Origin of the sequence: Pantoea sp. B566, assembly GCF_024793925.1 — a bacterium.
Classification (GTDB): domain Bacteria; phylum Pseudomonadota; class Gammaproteobacteria; order Enterobacterales; family Enterobacteriaceae; genus Pantoea; species Pantoea ananatis.
Genome location: NZ_JANUQL010000003.1, coordinates 1,906,632 through 1,923,595 on the forward strand (window position 1 = coordinate 1,906,632; position 16,964 = coordinate 1,923,595).

At 51.2% G+C, this 16,964-nt stretch carries 16 protein-coding genes and 1 pseudogene; 12 read left to right on the forward strand and 5 right to left on the reverse strand.

All coding sequences use genetic code 11. The features are described from left to right. The first annotated feature begins 334 nt into the window (after positions 1-334). From NYE92_RS10480 to NYE92_RS10490, 3 genes are all read left to right on the forward strand, one after another. Positions 335-577: a hypothetical protein gene (locus NYE92_RS10480; protein WP_014605094.1), complete on the forward strand. Its 243-nt coding sequence runs from the start codon at positions 335-337 to the stop codon at positions 575-577. 112 nt (positions 578-689) lie between these two features. Then, complete coding sequence (locus NYE92_RS10485; RefSeq protein ID WP_015699559.1) at positions 690-1,352, forward strand: YfdX family protein; 663 nt, start codon at positions 690-692, stop codon at positions 1,350-1,352. Between the two features lie 417 nt (positions 1,353-1,769). Then, positions 1,770-3,353 (forward strand): methyl-accepting chemotaxis protein, encoded by a 1,584-nt coding sequence (locus NYE92_RS10490; RefSeq protein ID WP_015699558.1) that lies wholly within the window; start codon positions 1,770-1,772, stop codon positions 3,351-3,353. A 128-nt stretch (positions 3,354-3,481) separates the two neighbouring features. On the opposite strand, the gene NYE92_RS23265 is transcribed toward NYE92_RS10490, so the two are convergent. Then, positions 3,482-3,541: a hypothetical protein gene (locus NYE92_RS23265; RefSeq protein WP_367302974.1), complete on the reverse strand. Its 60-nt coding sequence runs from the start codon at positions 3,539-3,541 to the stop codon at positions 3,482-3,484. Between NYE92_RS23265 and NYE92_RS10495 the strand changes: the two genes are divergently transcribed. From NYE92_RS10495 to NYE92_RS10520, 6 genes are all read left to right on the forward strand, one after another. Next, positions 3,540-3,935 (forward strand): thioesterase family protein, encoded by a 396-nt coding sequence (locus NYE92_RS10495; protein ID WP_019104782.1) that lies wholly within the window; start codon positions 3,540-3,542, stop codon positions 3,933-3,935. The genes NYE92_RS23265 and NYE92_RS10495 overlap by 2 nt on opposite strands. A gap of 295 nt (positions 3,936-4,230) precedes the next feature. Continuing rightward, positions 4,231-5,517, forward strand: coding sequence for a PAS domain-containing methyl-accepting chemotaxis protein (locus NYE92_RS10500; protein ID WP_019104783.1), 1,287 nt, complete (start codon positions 4,231-4,233; stop codon positions 5,515-5,517). 408 nt (positions 5,518-5,925) lie between these two features. After that, on the forward strand, positions 5,926-6,201 hold the full coding sequence (locus NYE92_RS10505) for a hypothetical protein (RefSeq protein WP_259018927.1): 276 nt from the start codon (positions 5,926-5,928) through the stop codon (positions 6,199-6,201). Positions 6,202-6,340: 139 nt separating this feature from the next. Continuing rightward, on the forward strand, positions 6,341-7,627 hold the full coding sequence (locus tag NYE92_RS10510) for a PAS domain-containing methyl-accepting chemotaxis protein (RefSeq protein ID WP_014605089.1): 1,287 nt from the start codon (positions 6,341-6,343) through the stop codon (positions 7,625-7,627). 431 nt (positions 7,628-8,058) lie between these two features. After that, on the forward strand, positions 8,059-8,832 hold the full coding sequence (locus NYE92_RS10515; RefSeq protein ID WP_013027136.1) for a DUF1868 domain-containing protein: 774 nt from the start codon (positions 8,059-8,061) through the stop codon (positions 8,830-8,832). A 296-nt stretch (positions 8,833-9,128) separates the two neighbouring features. Then, complete coding sequence (locus NYE92_RS10520; RefSeq protein ID WP_029569127.1) at positions 9,129-10,337, forward strand: aldose 1-epimerase family protein; 1,209 nt, start codon at positions 9,129-9,131, stop codon at positions 10,335-10,337. 218 nt (positions 10,338-10,555) lie between these two features. On the opposite strand, the gene NYE92_RS10525 is transcribed toward NYE92_RS10520, so the two are convergent. Continuing rightward, complete coding sequence (locus NYE92_RS10525) at positions 10,556-11,377, reverse strand: TIM barrel protein (RefSeq protein WP_013027138.1); 822 nt, start codon at positions 11,375-11,377, stop codon at positions 10,556-10,558. Between the two features lie 363 nt (positions 11,378-11,740). On the opposite strand from NYE92_RS10525, the pseudogene NYE92_RS10530 reads away from it, so the two are divergent. Further along, positions 11,741-12,403, forward strand: a pseudogene (locus NYE92_RS10530) (MFS transporter); the annotation flags it as partial. A gap of 303 nt (positions 12,404-12,706) precedes the next feature. Here the strand turns inward: NYE92_RS10530 and NYE92_RS10535 are convergent. Further along, entirely contained in the window at positions 12,707-13,069 is a 363-nt protein-coding gene (locus tag NYE92_RS10535; RefSeq protein ID WP_013027140.1) for a hypothetical protein, read from the reverse strand. A 290-nt stretch (positions 13,070-13,359) separates the two neighbouring features. After that, positions 13,360-13,824 carry a helix-turn-helix domain-containing protein gene (locus NYE92_RS10540; protein WP_014594538.1) on the reverse strand — a complete coding sequence of 155 codons (465 nt, stop codon included), beginning with the start codon at positions 13,822-13,824 and terminating at the stop codon, positions 13,360-13,362. 209 nt (positions 13,825-14,033) lie between these two features. Here NYE92_RS10540 and NYE92_RS10545 point away from each other — a divergent pair, with 209 nt between their 5' ends. Together NYE92_RS10545 and NYE92_RS10550 are read left to right on the forward strand one after the other, a co-directional pair. Then, complete coding sequence (locus NYE92_RS10545; RefSeq protein ID WP_259018928.1) at positions 14,034-15,161, forward strand: MFS transporter; 1,128 nt, start codon at positions 14,034-14,036, stop codon at positions 15,159-15,161. Positions 15,162-15,163: 2 nt separating this feature from the next. Further along, positions 15,164-16,054, forward strand: coding sequence for an EamA family transporter (locus NYE92_RS10550; protein WP_022623148.1), 891 nt, complete (start codon positions 15,164-15,166; stop codon positions 16,052-16,054). Here the strand turns inward: NYE92_RS10550 and NYE92_RS10555 are convergent. After that, positions 16,001-16,915, reverse strand: a complete 915-nt coding sequence (locus NYE92_RS10555) for a LysR family transcriptional regulator (protein WP_072138293.1) — start codon at positions 16,913-16,915, stop codon at positions 16,001-16,003. The genes NYE92_RS10550 and NYE92_RS10555 overlap by 54 nt on opposite strands. Positions 16,916-16,964: the final 49 nt, after the last annotated feature.

Consider the following 16,964-nt stretch of genomic DNA (forward strand, 5'->3'; position numbering starts at 1 on the left):
TTCCCACGCTTAACGGCCACCGGGCCAGCACACGACAAAATCTTAAGGGGAAAAAGACAGTGTGTTTCCTCTGTCGTTACCCGCCTTATTTTCCCGTTAACAGGATGATGAAAATTCAACCTGATGTCAGCCTGTACGTTTTCTTCTATAGAAAACTCAGGTTTCTTAAAGAACGGAGGACCTGTTACAAACTCATTCATCTAACTCAATGACTTTTAATGAAAAATAAAGATGACAAATGTAACGATGACATTTTTCTGCAAACTCATAATCACACTTAAATATCTTTCGGGTGTTAATTAAAGACATCAGCACGACATCAAGGAGATAAATTATGGCCCGGTTAATGACCCTTTCTTTTCACGGCAGCCAGTGTGAAAACCCGTCACAGCAGGATGTACACCTTACCGAAGCATGCTTTTCAGGCGATATGTTTTTTACCCAACTGCGCGGCAGCAACTGTCCTGTAAAAGATTACGCCTCAGACAGCACGGCTCCCGATCGTTTCTGTGTCAGTAATGCTGTTCTGGATAATCATTTCCACAGTAGCAAAACCCAGACGGCGATATTCATCTGACAATCACTGTCTATGATTTTTCCGGAAAGATTTATTACCCGTAATAAGGCACGCTTTATGTAATTAATGACGTTAGCACCTTTCGGATGCATACATACAGAGGATTAATATCATGAAAAAGATGATTGTTAGCTCAATGATTGTAGCCGTATTAGTGTTTACTGGCGGAGCCGCTGCCGCTGAATCTTTTAAAGACAGCCACACGTTAAATAACGAAGTCGTATCCGCGCAGGCGGCCCAGGCGATGAATGATATTCAGCTTTCTCGCAACGCGTTATTTAACGGTCAGACGCAACAGGCAAAAGCGCTGGCCACCCAGGCAGAAACCTACCTGAAAGATAATAGCGTGGACTGGACCAAATATATTCGCTACGACAAGAAAGCCCCTATGAATGGCGATAACTATATTCGTATCGGTTCAGACGTCTCCGTTTCAGAAGATTATCAGTTTTCGAAACAGAAAAATGATGCTATCGATCAGGCCAACCAGCATATCAAAGCGGGTGATAAACAGGGCGCGCTTGATGCGCTGAAACTGGCAGGCGTTGCCGTTACCGAAACGCAGGAACTGATGCCGTTGCAGCAGACTGAAAACGATGTTTCCAGCGCACTCGCCATGATGAAACAGGACAAATACTATCAGGCAGGTATGTTGCTGAAATCCGCTGAAGAAGGGGTAATTTATGATACTCAAACCTATTCTGAGCTTCCTGTGAGCCCAACGATGCACCACACCCAAACGGGCGCTCATGCGCAGACAGGGAATAAAGGCTAATCATCGCAGTTAATAAAAACGACGTTATTTAACTGCTCTGTCGCTTTCATTATTTCGAATGAAAGCGACATTTTTTATACATATCCATTAGCAACTTTCTCCATGTTTTTTTCTGCATTAGCGTTTTGAATCCCTTCACCTCCGCAAAGCGAAATTGCTTCCTCTTTATTAAGCTGTTTTGTCACGTGCTTATGGAACGGCTAAAAGTCACGTGACTGCTCGTAACATACGGTTATGTTATCCCCACGGCATCGTATCCTTTCTATAGATAACCCAGGTAATTATCTGCGGCTAACCTTAAGGACAGGTTTTATAAAAAAAGGAGGTGCGGTTATAAACTGCCACTCTTCTTTGCCGATAAACGAAATGTAATGGCTTTTATCACAAAAATAATAAGATCACTTATCGGGGAAAAACATGAAAATCACAACCGGCCGTAAAATCGCCCTCGCGTTCGGCATCATCGTTATTGTTTCGCTGATTGGCAGCAGCTTGTCGATCGCCAATTTTCTTAAACTGCGTCAGGCCAACACCTGGAACATCCACAGTTATCAGGTCATGAGCGTCAGCGACAGTATGCTGACCGATATGGTGAATATGGAGACGGGCGTGCGTGGGTTTGTTGTTTCAGGCAATGACAATTTCCTGGCACCGTTTAACGCTGGTAAAACCGCTTTCGATCAGAAGTACAATCAGCTTCGTAGCATGACGGCGGATAATGCCGAGCAGCAGCAAAGGCTGACCTCGCTGCTTGAACTGCATAACAGTGTTCAGGCTGTGGACGATCAACTGATCGCCTTGCGCCGGGATGTAAACAGCGGCAAACAACCGCTGGAAACGCTGACGCATTTCTTTCAGGAGGGCCGCGATAAGGCATTTATGGATCGCTATCGCGCCCTTGCCGCTGAATTCAACAACGCGGAAGCCACGCTGTTAGCTAAACGCTCTGAAGAGGTGAACAGCCTGGCCTTTGCCACCAAAATGACGCTGAGCCTGGCCGGTATTATTACGATTCTGCTTTCGATTATTCTGGGTACGATTATTACGCGCAGCATTATCCGCGCACTGGGCGGCGAGCCAAAAGCGGCGGCCGATATTGCCGGAATGATTGCGCAGGGTAACCTGACCGTGGACATTGCTGTTCCGCTTAAAGGCCAGGGCAGCCTGATGGCGTCGCTTGAAGCCATGCGTCAGCAGTTGGTCACCATCGTCAGCGGCATTCAGTCGTCTGCGGAGCTGATCAACAATTCAGCCAACGAAATCGCGCAGGGCAATATCGATCTGGCTCAGCGCACAGAAGAGCAGGCTGCCGCGCTTGAACAAACGGCTGCCAGCATGGAAGAACTTACCGCCACCGTTCGTCAGAATACTGACAACGCACGTCACGCCAATACTCAGGCCGACACCACATCACATGTGGCGATCCAGGGCGGGGATGTCGTGAAGCAGGTGGTGGAAACCATGCGCTCTATTTCAGAAAGCTCGGGCAAAGTTGCCGAAATCATTTCAGTCATTGAAGGCATTGCATTCCAGACCAATATCCTGGCACTTAACGCCGCCGTTGAAGCCGCAAGAGCGGGCGAAGGTGGACGCGGATTTGCGGTCGTCGCCGGTGAGGTGCGTTCGCTGGCCTTACGCAGTTCAACCGCGGCCAAAGAGATCAAAGATTTGATCACACAGTCGGTCGAGCATGTGGCGAAAGGCTCAGGCCTGGCAAGAGAAGCCGGTAATACGATGGAGGAGATCGTGAAATCGGTGCAGGGCGTAACGACCATTATGGGCGAAATAACCATCGCATCGGACGAGCAGAGCAATGGTATCGGTCAGGTCAGCATTGCCGTTAGCCAGATGGATCAGGTTACCCAGCAGAACGCCGCGCTCGTTCAGCAGGTTTCCTCCGCCGCGCAGGGCATGCTGGAACAAACCGTGATGCTGCGCAACGCAGTGTCTATTTTCCGCACCGAAAGAAGCGGCACTCTCGCGACGCCGGCTTTCCGATAACTGACGCGCTTTTCTTCCGATAACCGCGTTTTATCGCCTCACCCGGGCCAGCGCCTCGCTGGCCCGGCCATGTTACAGCATGATATATCACCGTACGCGGTCCCCGCGCATCCCCAATAAAAAGCATTTCACAAAGCGCCAATGATCACTAAAGTGAGCATAACCTCACTCACTACTGGCGCTATTATGTTTACGAAAACGTATCAGGTTGACGAAAAGCACATCGATTTTCAGGGCGTGGTGGACGGACTCTACTATCCGTTTTATATGGAATGGACACGTCACGCTTTTATGAAAGAGCACCTGGGTGTCGATCTCGAAGAAGAGTTTACCGCGGGTCGTATTCATATGCTGCTGGAGTACACCCTGCGCTTCAAAAAGAGCCTGAAGAAAGGTGATGAGATGCAGGTGACCTGTACACTGGCGGCCAATGAAAAACGCAACCGCGTTAACTTCATCCAACAAATTCTGGTGAATAATGTCGTTTATGCCGAGGCGGTTTTCACCGGCACCTGTCTGGAAAACGGTCGCCCTGCCATCCCTGAATTTTTGCGCAGTGCAATACCGGATAACCCGTCATAACGCGGCTTCAGGCCGCTTCATTGCAGCACCATCCGCTCCCCGACACTGACAGTGTTGAGAGCGAAACCTACGCTGAAGGGCATGCGCATTGTTGACGTCACCGCATGCCCTTTGTGAATAGCGTGATGCACCTCACCAGACTTTAATTGTGTCCGTAATGTGACCTAAATATGACACGCGCGATGCCGATAACGTTAGTGGACCCGAGCCGATCGACCTCCCTGTAAACAGGTCGCTGTCTCTCCACTACGTGGTCAACTCTTTGACCTTTTTACGGCTATAAATGGAGAGTGCTATGTTTTCCTTTACGCGTTTTAAACCGGGCAAAACCCCGCTGAATGTCTCCGACGATCGGAGTAACGTACAGGCGATCAAAGCCTGTAGCGGCTGGATTGAATTTACGCCCGAGGGCATCATTCTTACGGCCAACCCAGTCTTCCTAGCGGTCACGGGCTACCAGCTCAGTGAAATTACCGGCCAGCATCATCGTATGTTCTGTAAGCCAGACTTTGTGCGCTCTCGTGAATATGCCGAATTCTGGGCAACCCTGGCATCAGGCCAGTCTTTCAGCGGCATCTTTGAACGCTACAGAAAAAATAAAAGTCTGCTCTACTTAAGCGCCAACTATTTCCCCGTGAAAGACAAACACGGCACCGTGAAGAAAATCATCAAAATCGCCAATGACATCACTGACCGGCACGAAGAGCTGACGCATAAAGAAGCGATTATTACTGCGTTGAACAACTCCATGGCGATGATCGAATTTACCCCGCAGGGCGAGATCCTCAACGCCAATAAAAACTTTCTGACGCTGATGGAATACGATCTTGCGGCGATTCAGGGTAAACACCACCGTATATTCTGTTTTGATACCTTTTACAAAGAAAACCCTGATTTTTGGCAGAAAATTCAACATGGACGCGCGTTCACCGGGCGTTTTGAAAGGGTAACGGCATCAGGAAAACGTGTCTGGCTTGAGGCCAACTACAACCCGGTTAAAGATGCTGCGGGGCACATTTATAAAGTGATTAAGCTGGCTTCGGATATCACCCAACGTGTCGTCACGGCGCAGGAGGTTGCGGATATTGCCATGAATACCTCTGAAAAAACGTCGCATCTCACCGCGAATACCAATGAGGTTCTGAGCCAAACGGTGCGAAATGCAGAATCCATGGCCTCTCAGGTAACAGCCGCTGCGGAGATCAGTGACAAACTGAATTATTCGGCCAAAGACATCAAAGAGATTGTCTCCACGATTCACAACATTGCCGGACAAACCAATATTCTGGCGCTGAACGCCGCCATTGAGGCCGCACGCGCGGGCGAAGCGGGACGTGGGTTTGCGGTAGTCGCGGAAGAAGTCAGACGTCTTGCCGCCTCCACCTCTCAGGCAACGCAGAAAATCAGTAAGGTAGTTGAAGAAAATGCCAGTCTTATCGGCGACATGCATCAGCAGCTTGATGGCATCAACAGTTTTCTCACGACGGAAAACGACAAGATGATTCATCTCTCAGACAGTATTCAGGAAATTTTCAGCGGTGTGAACGAATGCGTTACGGTGATCCATCGACTGAATGTGTGACGGCACAGGCGATGTTGCAGGCTGACATTGGCGACACCGCCTGAGATGTCATCGCCACGCCAGCGCCCCACCCGCTGGCGCATGATTGTTTGGCTCGTCAGCCCCTGCCACTATCCGCCCTCTACGCGCCAGTATTTTAATCTCGCCGCCTGCGCGTCAGCACGGCAGAGGCCGGTACTGGGGATTGCGCTATCGCCGGTATCTTTTGCTGTCGGTCTGAGAAAGGGGAGCGGACGCTATCACCTTGCGCTGCGCTCCTCAGGTATTTCGTTGTCTTACGCAGAGCGCCTTCGCTTAAGCCGATGATAAAAACGCAGCTGGGTTGCCCGAAGTGAAATCAGTCCAGTTGAACGAACGCCTGTCAATCGAATCATCCCCCGATTCATTTGGATAACAAAAACGTCCCCAATGTTTTTTGTCATCATTCAACAAGTTATGATTAACAATTCCACCGGTGTGCTGGCAATTTTTAATGGCTTCCGTCCTGAAACAGGCCGTCCGCTGCCCCTGGCGTTTTTTCAGTCGGAACAGCAAACATGGCGAGGGAACCCGCTAAATTACTGCTGCTCGCGTATTTTACACCACCATCTCATCTTCGGGCTGCACGCCAGGCAAGAAAGTCCGCGTGCTTATACCGCACTGGATCGCTTTGCCTGCCACTGTGATAAACATCACTTTTTTTAATCTATTTCTAAATATGAATTCATCAGTGCCGATAATCTAAGACGACCCGCGCCGGACGCTTTACTTTTCACAGGCAGCAAACTCCCCGACACAGGCCCAAATCGTTTGTCCCTTTTATCTGAAAAAGATGGAGAGCGTTATGTTTGCCCTGACACGTTTTATGCCCGGTAGCGCTTCATGGGGGTCCGCAGATGACCAGACCAACACGCAGGCGATCAAAGCCAACATTGGCTGGATTGAATTTACGCCTGACGGCAGCATCATTACGGCAAACGAGCCTTTTCTTGAACTGACGGGTTACACGCTCAACGAGATTGCGGGTCAGCACCATCGCCTGTTCTGCGATGATAACGTCGTGCGCTCCAGCGACTACGCGCATTTCTGGCAAACCCTGGGCGCCGGTCACTCCTTTAGCGGCATTTTTGAGCGCTTTCGCAAAAATCACAGCCGGCTGTATTTAAGCGCGACGTATTTTCCTGTGAAGGATCGTCACGGCGCGGTAAAAAAAGTCATCAAAATCGCCAACGACATTACTAACAAACATGAAGCGTTGAAGCATAAAGAAGCCATTATCACCGCCCTAAATAACTCTATGGCCATGATCGAGTTCACCCCGCAGGGTGAGGTTGTTGATGCCAATAACAATTTTCTGAAATTAATGGGCTACCCGCTTGATGGCCTCAAGGGCAAACATCATCGTATGTTTTGCTATGATGAATTTTATAAAGAGCACCCTGATTTTTGGCAAAAGATCCAGCAAGGCCGGGCTTTTACTGGACGTTTTGAGCGGGTCACCGCCTCAGGCAAACGCGTCTGGCTGGAAGCCAGCTACAACCCTATAAAAGATGATGCTGAGCACGTTTATAAGGTCATCAAACTGGCATCTGATATTACCGAACGTGTCGAGAATGCTAAACGGGTTGCTGACATTGCCGTCACAACGTCGGAAGAGACGTCTCAGATCACCTTTAATGCGAATGATGTACTGGGTGAAACCATCCGCAATGCGGAATCGATGTCGTCACAGGTCAGTGCGGCAGCAGAAATTGGCGATAAGCTCAATCATTCTTCGATGGATATTAAAGAAATCGTCTCGACGATCAACGCCATCGCCGGGCAAACCAATATTCTGGCGTTAAACGCCGCGATTGAGGCGGCACGTGCAGGCGAAGCGGGGCGTGGATTTGCCGTAGTGGCCGAGGAGGTCCGGCGACTGGCGGCCTCAACATCGCAGGCGACCCTTAAAATCACCAGAGTGGTGGAAGAAAATACCACCCTTATTGAAAACATGACCCAGCAACTTGAAGAAATTAAACGCTTTCTTACCGCCGAGAATGACAAAATCAGCAACCTCTCGCGCAGTTTTCAGGAGATTAATCGCGGGGTGAATGAATTCGTGACGGTTATTCATCGGCTCAATGTATAGACGTGGAAAAGTCATGCCAGCGCTGAATACGCTGGCTTCTTCTTGCCCTGTCTAACAGGACAAATACGATCCGCTGCGCCCCGCCGATTAGGTTGCGTCCCGCAGGCTGAATGCACCCAACCCGGCCGAGAACGCCGGCGCGCGGTTCCTTTTCTGGACATTACACTCTCCCTTCATCTTTTAGTCACAGACATTCGCCAGGATGGCCGATTGAGATGCGCGTCCCCTTGATTGACCAGCACGATGATGCCGGGATCTGTGCTCCCGCGCAGGTGTGTTATCTCCCCCTCATCATTGCATCAGGCTTCTGCTGGCCTGTGACATCCCGGCCAGACAGAGAAGACGTCCTCTCTACATGCCCGTGCAAGATCGCACAGGCGAGGAACCCATTAATGATTTTGCCGGAATCTGCTCAATACTGAGGTAGGACGATGACAACACGGAGAATGCTGTTGAAAGGTACGATTGCCACTCTGGGCGGTATGGCCGCCGCCCGCGCTATCGGTGCGGAACACCGCCCTAACGACGTGGGCCGTAAGTTTGCCGCGGACGGCCGGGTTCTGCCGTTTAGGGGAAACACGATTATTTGCCATCTGCCGCAGCAAGGTGAAGGCTCGGAACCCTTCGATGCCCTGCTTGATGTCTATCGTGAGTTACCCGGTGAAAGCTGGTCACGAAAGGTCACCGCGCTGCCTCCCTCCAGTTATCATATGACCGTTTTCGGCGGTGCCAACGACAAGGAAAGACGCTATCCCCTATGGCCTGCTGGGTTGGCTCTTGATATGCCTATGGAAGAGTGCGATCGGATCCTGGCTGATCGCCTGCGGTCGTTTAAGCTGGGTGAAGATGCCGCGCCATATCGCATGCGCCTTAATCCGGACGCGCCCTCTGCGCATGAAACCCCGTTAACGCTGCGCCTGTTAACGGCCGATGCCGATACGGAGAAGCGCTTGCGCCAGTTGCGCGATCGCCTGTCTGAAGTCACCGGCATTCACGAGCCGGGCCACGATCGTTACCAGTTTCATATTACGCTGGGATATCAGGTTGCGCCGTTAACCGACGATGAAGATGCCGCCTGGCGACATTCACTGGCAAACTGGAAAACCATGATTGCCCAACGCGCGCCGGTTATCACGCTCGGCAATCCCGAGTACTGCCTGCTGAATGATATGTTTGCTTTTAAGCGCCAGTTTTATCTGTCGTGAATCTGCCCTGCGGGAAATGCGCGAGGCCCTTTCTTCGCGCTTCCCTTATACATCCTGGTTTTACGAAAAAAGCCTTACCTATCCATCGTGGCTGAATCGTTTACAGATTTTTGACTACTGCCGATAAAAAGATGACTTAACACCATTAAAAAGCATTTTAAATGTGAGCAACATCCCACTAACACGCTTAATCCTTCCTCATTTTCCAGCAGGTGAGGAAAATCACGTTTCCGTTACGTCCGAATCAGTAAATTCCTCTGATGATTGAAAAAACGATTCAGCTAAAGGGGTAAATGATGAAGACAAAACTCGCACTGACGGTATTAGCCGTGATGATTTCTGGTTCTGCGTCTGCCAAAACCTGGGTGCTGACGAGTGCTGAACAAGGCACAGACAAAGGAAACTGGCAGGTTAACAGCAGCGAGCTGAAATTCCAGGGCAAGCCGTTCAGCATTGAGCAGAAAGTGTTGCACGGCGGTAAGCAGGAAGGCAGTAAGATCCTGGAGATTCGAAGTCAGGATGGCCTGACCATCACGCTCGTTCCCACCCGGGGAATGAACCTGCTCCGCGTGGAAGGCTTTGGCACCCGACTGGGCTGGGATTCACCGGTTAAAGAGGTGGTGAATCCCGCTTTTATCAACCTTGAAAGTCGCAATGGCCTGGGCTGGCTGGAAGGGTTCAACGAGATGATGGTGCGCTGCGGCTATGAATGGACCGGCCATCCTGTTAACGACAAAGGCCGCATCTATACGCTGCACGGCAAAGCTGGAAACACACCGGTCTCACAGCTTGAAGTCGAGGTGGCGGATGCGGCCCCGCACGAAATCCGCATCCGCGGTTTGATCAAAGAGAGCACCTTCAAGAAAGCCGATCTCCAGACGTGGACGGAATTGCGCTATGTACCGGGCAGCAATCAGTTCAGCCTGCATGACGTGCTGACTAACCATTCCGATTACCCACACGATTACGAGATTATCTATCACAGCAACTTCAGCACGCCAATTCTGGAAGAAGGCGCACGGTTTCTCGCCCCGATGTCGCAAATCAGTTCGTTTAATGACTATGCCAAAGCCGGTTTGAAAAACTGGCAAACTTATCAGGGCCCGACAAAAGACTTCGATGAAATGGTGTTTAACATCAAGCCGCTGTCTGATAAGGATCATCAGACCCTCGCCGCCGTAGTGAATAAAGCCGGAAACAAAGGTGCCTCTATCCAGTTTGATACCCAACAGCTGCCGCTGCTGACCCTGTGGAAAAATACCGATACGCTGAAACAAGGCTATGTCACCGGGATTGAGCCCGGCACCAACTATGCCTATCCGGTGACCATTGAACGTGAACAGAAGCGCGTGAAACAGCTGGCACCGGGCGCGAGTGCAACCTTCGATCTGACCTATACCTTGCTGCATAACAGCGAGCAGGTGAATGCGGTGGAAAAACGCATCCAGGCGATTCAGGGCGATACGAAGATTGACGAAAATGCTACGCCGATAGCGACAGAGTAAAACATCCTGCCTCTCTGCCGGGAAATTTGTCGTCTCTCAGAGCGGACAGATGATGAATCACACTTACGGGCATAATTGCCCGTAAGTGCATCAACGAAGCCTGGGCGCGTTTACTTCGACTCACTGTTGGCTGTTCCTCATAATGCTGTTTCTGCGAACCGAAGATGCATGAGATATCATCGATAGATGAGCAGGTTAAACCTCACAGGCGAGGCGCTTTACTTCAAGGAATGTTGAATCAGTTGGATGCTGTTTTTAATTTCATGCTGAATCTTGTTCTCATCCCAGTCCGCCAGTTCTGGCGCAAAAGGTTCAAAGGCATAAATGCCTTTATAGCCTCGTTCTTCAAGCTGTTTAACCTGGCGACAGGTGAACAGGCGATCTTCCGGCGTCAACATTATGCGCTCGGCATCTGTCAGGCTTTCACGCGGACGTTTGTCCTCCACGCCCGACAGGTGAACCAGACCAATTTGGGCGATATCCACCTGACTGAATTCGGCGTCAGCATCGGGATAGAGATGATGATGGAAGGTGTCGATTAATAATTTAAAGGGAACATGGGCATCGCGAATAAGCTTCTGCGCCTGCGCTGCCGAACGCAGCGAGCTTTGTGGGAAGCCGAGTGGCTCAACCAGTCCGGTTATTCCGTAGGTCGCGAACAGCGGTGCCAAATCGCGCAGTGCGTTTAATGTTACCTCTGGCGCAACCGACGAGCCGTCGTTGAGGGGACAAAGCACCAGCGAACGCGCCCCTACCGCTTTCGCATCGGCCAGCAAGGATTCGGTCAGTTGGCGAACCTGTTCCGTACGCTGATTGAAGGGATAAACGGCATTTATGGTAATAATGTCAATGCCATAGCGTTCAGCCAGTGCGCAAACCTGGGCAGCACTCAGGTTGTCCATCACGTTACCGCTGGGCAAGTCGTTACGAAGTTCCACCTTATTCAACCCTAAACCGTTCACCAACCTGAAGAAGGCTTCAATGCTCAGCGAGGGGGCGATCTTTCTGTTAATACAAAAACGTTCTGCGGCGATGGTCATGCGACTCTCCTGAACCCGGTAACATCAAGCGAACCCAATGGGATAATAAAAATATTTATTTCATTTTATATTAAAAGGAAAATAAAGTTCTTTGATGACACTCGCAAATACGTTAACGCCCGGTTAAATAACTCAGAAAATAAAGAATAAAACCCACCATTTTTCTTAATTAACAATTAACTATTCATTATTCTTTTCCTGACAAGAATCGGCAGGTTCACGTGAAAAAATGTATCCCTGATGAAATGGAAATTTCATTTAAATGCCCTTAAGCACCCTGCGAGGACAGCGACAGTCAGGTGTGAATCTTTTACCGGTGTCAGGCCAGTACCTGACTATCGCGGGTTAGGTTATTAGTGGAGAGCAGCCATCCAGCAGCTAACCGGCGTTAACACCATTATGTATTATGCCCCCACCGTGCTGAAGTCAGTCGGTATGTCGGATAACGCCGCGCTTTTTGCCACCATCGCCAATGGCGTGGTGTCCGTCTTGATGACGTTCGTTGGGATCTGGATGCTGGGTAAAGTGGGTCGCCGAACCATGGTGATGACGGGACAGTTTGGTTGCACCGCCTGCCTAATCTTTATCGGTACGGTGAGCTATCTGCTGCCTGAAACGGTTAATGGTCAGCCAGATGCGCTACGGGCTTATAGGGTACTGGCGGGCATGCTGATGTTTCTCAGTTTCCAGCAGGGTGCCTTATCAGCCGTGACATGGTTGTTATTGTCAGAGATATTTCCGACGCGACTGCGTGGCATCTTTATGGGCGGTACCGTATTCGCCATGTGGATAGGGAACTTCCTGATCTCTCTTTTCTTCCCTCGTCTTCTTGCCGGGGTTGGTCTGGCAAGTACGTTCTTTATTTTCGCCGCCATTGGACTCTTTGGTGCCATTTTTGTCATCAAATGCGTGCCGGAAACCCGTAACAGAAGCATGGAGCAGATCGAGCATGATCTTAAGGGCTGGCTTGATGATGAAAATCGCCATACGGCCAACCATGCCGTTTTCGTTTCAAAAAGCCGCTAACGGCACAGGCGCTTAAGAGTTGGTAATCGCCTGTGCCGTAATGAGGACGTTTAAGGGATGATAGTGCTCAATGTTATCTGACGATGCCCCGTGGATGATCGCGTTCCAGTCAGTAAACCGTCATCTCAACGCTGCGCGGGGCATGACGAATATTGATCACCTTTTGCGCCACCATCTGAGCCGTCATGCAGTATAACCGCCCCGGATACAGAGACAGGCTGATATCCGGGGCGTTATTAATTACCGTCAGGCGCTGTGCTAAGCATCGGTGTTCTCCCTACGGACTCATTTAGGGGAAAGCCGTTAGGCCGAAAAGCGACAAGGACGATCAAGCTCGTCCAGTTTCTTTTCCACCAGCCACTGAAACGCTTTGCCATCCGGGCGGGAATAAAGCGCTTTTCTCACCGGCACCAGCGCCACCCACTTCTGGGCAATCGTCATTTTTTTAACGTCGGACAGCGGCAGCCCATGACTTTCGCTAATCGCCCGATTAACGGCCTGTTCGGCAGTGATGCCCTTCCAGTTACGGTTACGCTTCAGCGCCTCGCCAAACCACAGCAGGCGAAAACTCTGGTGACGTTCGATAAGCCCTTTCATCGCACTGACGCGCTGCCAGAACGTTTTACTGAGGGTATCAATGACATCCTCAGGAAAGAAAGAATCCATGGTGGTTCTCCTTTGCAGATGAATGTTCAGGTCAGTATGTGCACCGCTCTCTGTTATATCGGCATATGACCGTCAGAGTGACAGTAACGCATAGCAGGAATGATAAGCGTGTCACAGGTAAAAAACGCGCCTGTTTACAGCCTTTTACGTCCTTTACACTATCTAACGAGAGATATCATGGTGTGACCACGGCGCGGTATAGCCGCCTTGTAAGCGAGCTGTTAGCCATCGAAGGCTGCGCCATAACCTTCAGGCGCTTTGCATCCTTTTACTGCGGGTATTTCAGCAATTCACCCGGCGGTTTTATCAGAAACGACGCGCCTGCGGTGGCAGTCGCCCGGTTGCAGTTTGTTTCCCTGAGAGGAGCGCACATCCAAAAACTGAACCGGCTTACCCTGTTCGTTATCAAGCAGGACAGAATAGGTTTCCCCTTGTTCAAACATATAACGCTCTCCCCATTGCCGCATCGCCACAACAATGGGGAAAACGGAACGCCCCTTTTCCGTCAGGACGTATTCCCTGTAGGCGCTGCCATCCGATGCTGGCAAAATGTCGAACACGCCGATATCGACCAGATGTTTCAGGCGCGAAGCCAGGATGTTTTTGGCAAGCCCCAGGTTTTTTTGAAACTCGCTGAATCTCCGCACATCATCAAATGCCTCGCGGATAATCATCATGCACCAGCGCTCACCAATCGATTCCAGCGTCCGCGCAACGGGACATTCGCTGGTTCTTAGCGATTCCTGTTTTGCCATGGGTGTTCTCCCTGTCAGTCTGTCTACTGATGTAAGCTTAATCCCCGCATTTAACAGTTGCAAAAAAAAACCACTCTTGTTACTTCTATAAGCAACCTAGTTTTAAAAAGAAACCAGAATAAAGGCACCTTATGGCAGGTAAGGCAAGTACGTGTCGCAATGACGGAACGAAAATCGCATCGACCAGTCTCACTGCGCTGAGTTCAGGGATGACGATGCTATTTTCATTGACCTGTGCACTGGCGGTAGCCAATGTGTATTCTGCGCAACCGTTACTCCAGTCGATGGCGACAAGCCTGAAAGTCTCGCCCGCTATGATCGGCAGCATAGTTACTGCCACACAGGCGGGCTATGCCATCGGCTTGCTTTTTCTGGTGCCGCTCGGGGACTGGATGAACCCTAAACGCGTAGTGATGACGCAGTTGTTATTCTCCGTTATGGCGTTAGTTATGGCGGGGTTATCACGTAGTGTCACGGTCCTGCTCTGCGCCGTGATGGTTATTGGCCTGATGGCCGTGGTGGTGCAGCTTATCGTAGCGTGGGCAGCGAGACTGGCGACACCACAAAAACGAGGCCAGGTGATTGGCACCCTGACCAGCGGAATTGTTACAGGCATCCTGTTATCCCGTTTTATCTCAGGCGCCATTGCCGATATCGCCGGCTGGCGGGCTGTTTATCTCACCTCTGCCTGCCTGATGTTGCTGATTACCTGTTTCGTCTGGAAAGTGATGCCATCGCCCCCGCCACGGCCCTGCAGGCCCAGTTACCTCTCCCTGCTGAAGTCGGTTTTTCGGTTGTTTATCACGGAACCTCAACTGCGAAAACGTGGGATGATTGCGCTCCTGATCTTCGCGGCTTTCAGCATGCTGTGGACAACCATGGTAATGCCACTTACGGCACTTTCCCTGACACATACCCAGACAGGTATGTTTGGCTTAGCCGGAATGGCTGGCGTGCTCGCGGCATCACGCGCGGGCAAGTGGGCTGACAGAGGATTTGCCCAACGCACAACAGGGTTAGCACTGGCACTATTGGTGTTCTCATGGCTGCCTGTCGCATATGTCGAAAACTCTTTGTGCTGGCTGGTGGCAGGCATCATCGCGCTGGACTTTGCGGTGCAGGCCGTTCATGTCTCCAGTCAGAGCCTCATCATTGCCGCCAGACCCGCAGCAGCAAACCGTCTGGTCGGTGCTTACATGTGTTTTTATTCGCTGGGCAGCGCAGCAGGCGCCCTCATTGCAACGCAACTGTATGCCTACTGGGGATGGCAGGCCGTCTGCCTTGCCGGTGCCTCGGTCAGCGCGTGTGCTTTTCTTATCTGGTCAGGATCCCGTTAATCATGAAATACCCACATCTTCTGCTCGCCATCCTGGTTACCGCAATCTGGGGCGTAAACTTTTCCGTCATTAAACTTGGCCTGCACACTATCGATCCCTTCACACTGGCAGCCATTCGCTTCACGCTGAGTGCTCTGCCTGCCCTTTTTTTTATCAAAAAGCCCGATGTGCCGTGGCGTTACCTCATCGGTTACGGCCTGATTTTTGGCATCGGCTTGTGGGGGCTGGTCAATCTGGGAATCAAAACAGGCTTGTCTGCCGGGATAGCATCGCTTGTGCTGCAGTTCAGCGCTTTTTTTACCTTATTGCTGGGCAGCCTGATATTCCGGGAGCGCCTCAGTCGCTATCAAATCACCGGTTTTGTTATCGCCTGTGCGGGTTTACTGAGCATTGTTTTTGTAACGGATGGCTCGGTTACACTGAGCGGTATGCTGCTGGTCATGGCCGGTGCGCTTGCCTGGAGCGTCGCCAACATCATTATTAAAAAGGCAGGCACAAAACAGGTATTCGCCTTTCTGGTATGGTCGAGCGCATTTTCGCCGCTACCGCTTTTTGGCCTGGACTGGCTGGTTAACGGTAGCAGCGGCTTTACAGAGATGTTTAGCCACATGGACAACCGCGCGTTGTTGTCTGTTTTGTTCCAGGTCTATCCCAATACACTTTTCGGCTACTGGATATGGAATTCGTTACTCAAGCAGTATCCGGTTTCCACAGTCGCACCGCTTTCACTACTGGTGCCGGTCTTCGGGATTTTAGGTTCCATGATGATATTCGGCGAGCATATCTCACCGCAAAAAATGCTTGCTCTGCTGTTGATTATTATCGGGCTAACGGTGGGGTTATATGGTCAGCGACTCGTCCAGCGCGTTCAGTTGCTGCCGCGCAAACGTTAAAAATACCTCCAGCGCGGCACTACGCGGCCGGCCGGAAGGCACCTGCAACTGCAGATTGCGCTGGCTTAATTGATCGATGCCGACGGATCGCAAAACCAGTCCGTGCGCTTCGGCTTCCTGTATCACGCTGAACGCACTGCAAATGGTGACGGCTAATGGCGTATGCAGCAGGAACTGGAACAGGGTTGAGAAATTGTCGCAGGTCACGACCGGTTCAATCAGATTGCCGCTCATATGGCTTGCCAGCTCGAACAGCTGTCGTACCGTGGTGTTTTGCTGCGGCAGTGCCAGTGGATAGTGGCTGATATCGCTGAGCGTTACCTGCGGCGCGCTGGCCAGTGGATGACCCTGATGCATGACTAACAGCACCGGTGCAGGCCAGGAACCGAGGATCTCAACCCCGTGCTCAGCGTGCAGGCTGAACTGCAGCGCCAGGTCGCAGTCGCCATTACGTATCAGTTCTGATACGCCCTGTGGGCTGGCGACCTTGATCTCAAAAAGGATGCCGGGATTATTCTCCCGAAATGCGGCGATCATGCGGGGCAGCAACGTGAAGGCCAGGCCATCGGTACAGACCAGTCGAATCAGGGTGCGGCGTACTGCTTTTAGTCCTTTGATTTCCGCCAGCGCGTATTCCATATCCAGCATATTTTTGCGCACGTGATGGGCAAAAATTTCCCCGGCTTCATTCAGCACCATGCCGCGCGCGTGGCGATCAAACAGCGGCACGCCCACCTGCGCCTCCAGCCGCTGAATTTGACGACTGATCGCCGATACCGCAATAAACAGCTGCTCGCTTGCCGCACTGAGCGATCCGGCATTGGCGACGGCAAGAAAATAGCGGATTTCATTACTGATCATGCGAACGCCTTTTGCTGGTGCATGCCTCGAAAACGGGCAGGCAGCTTTG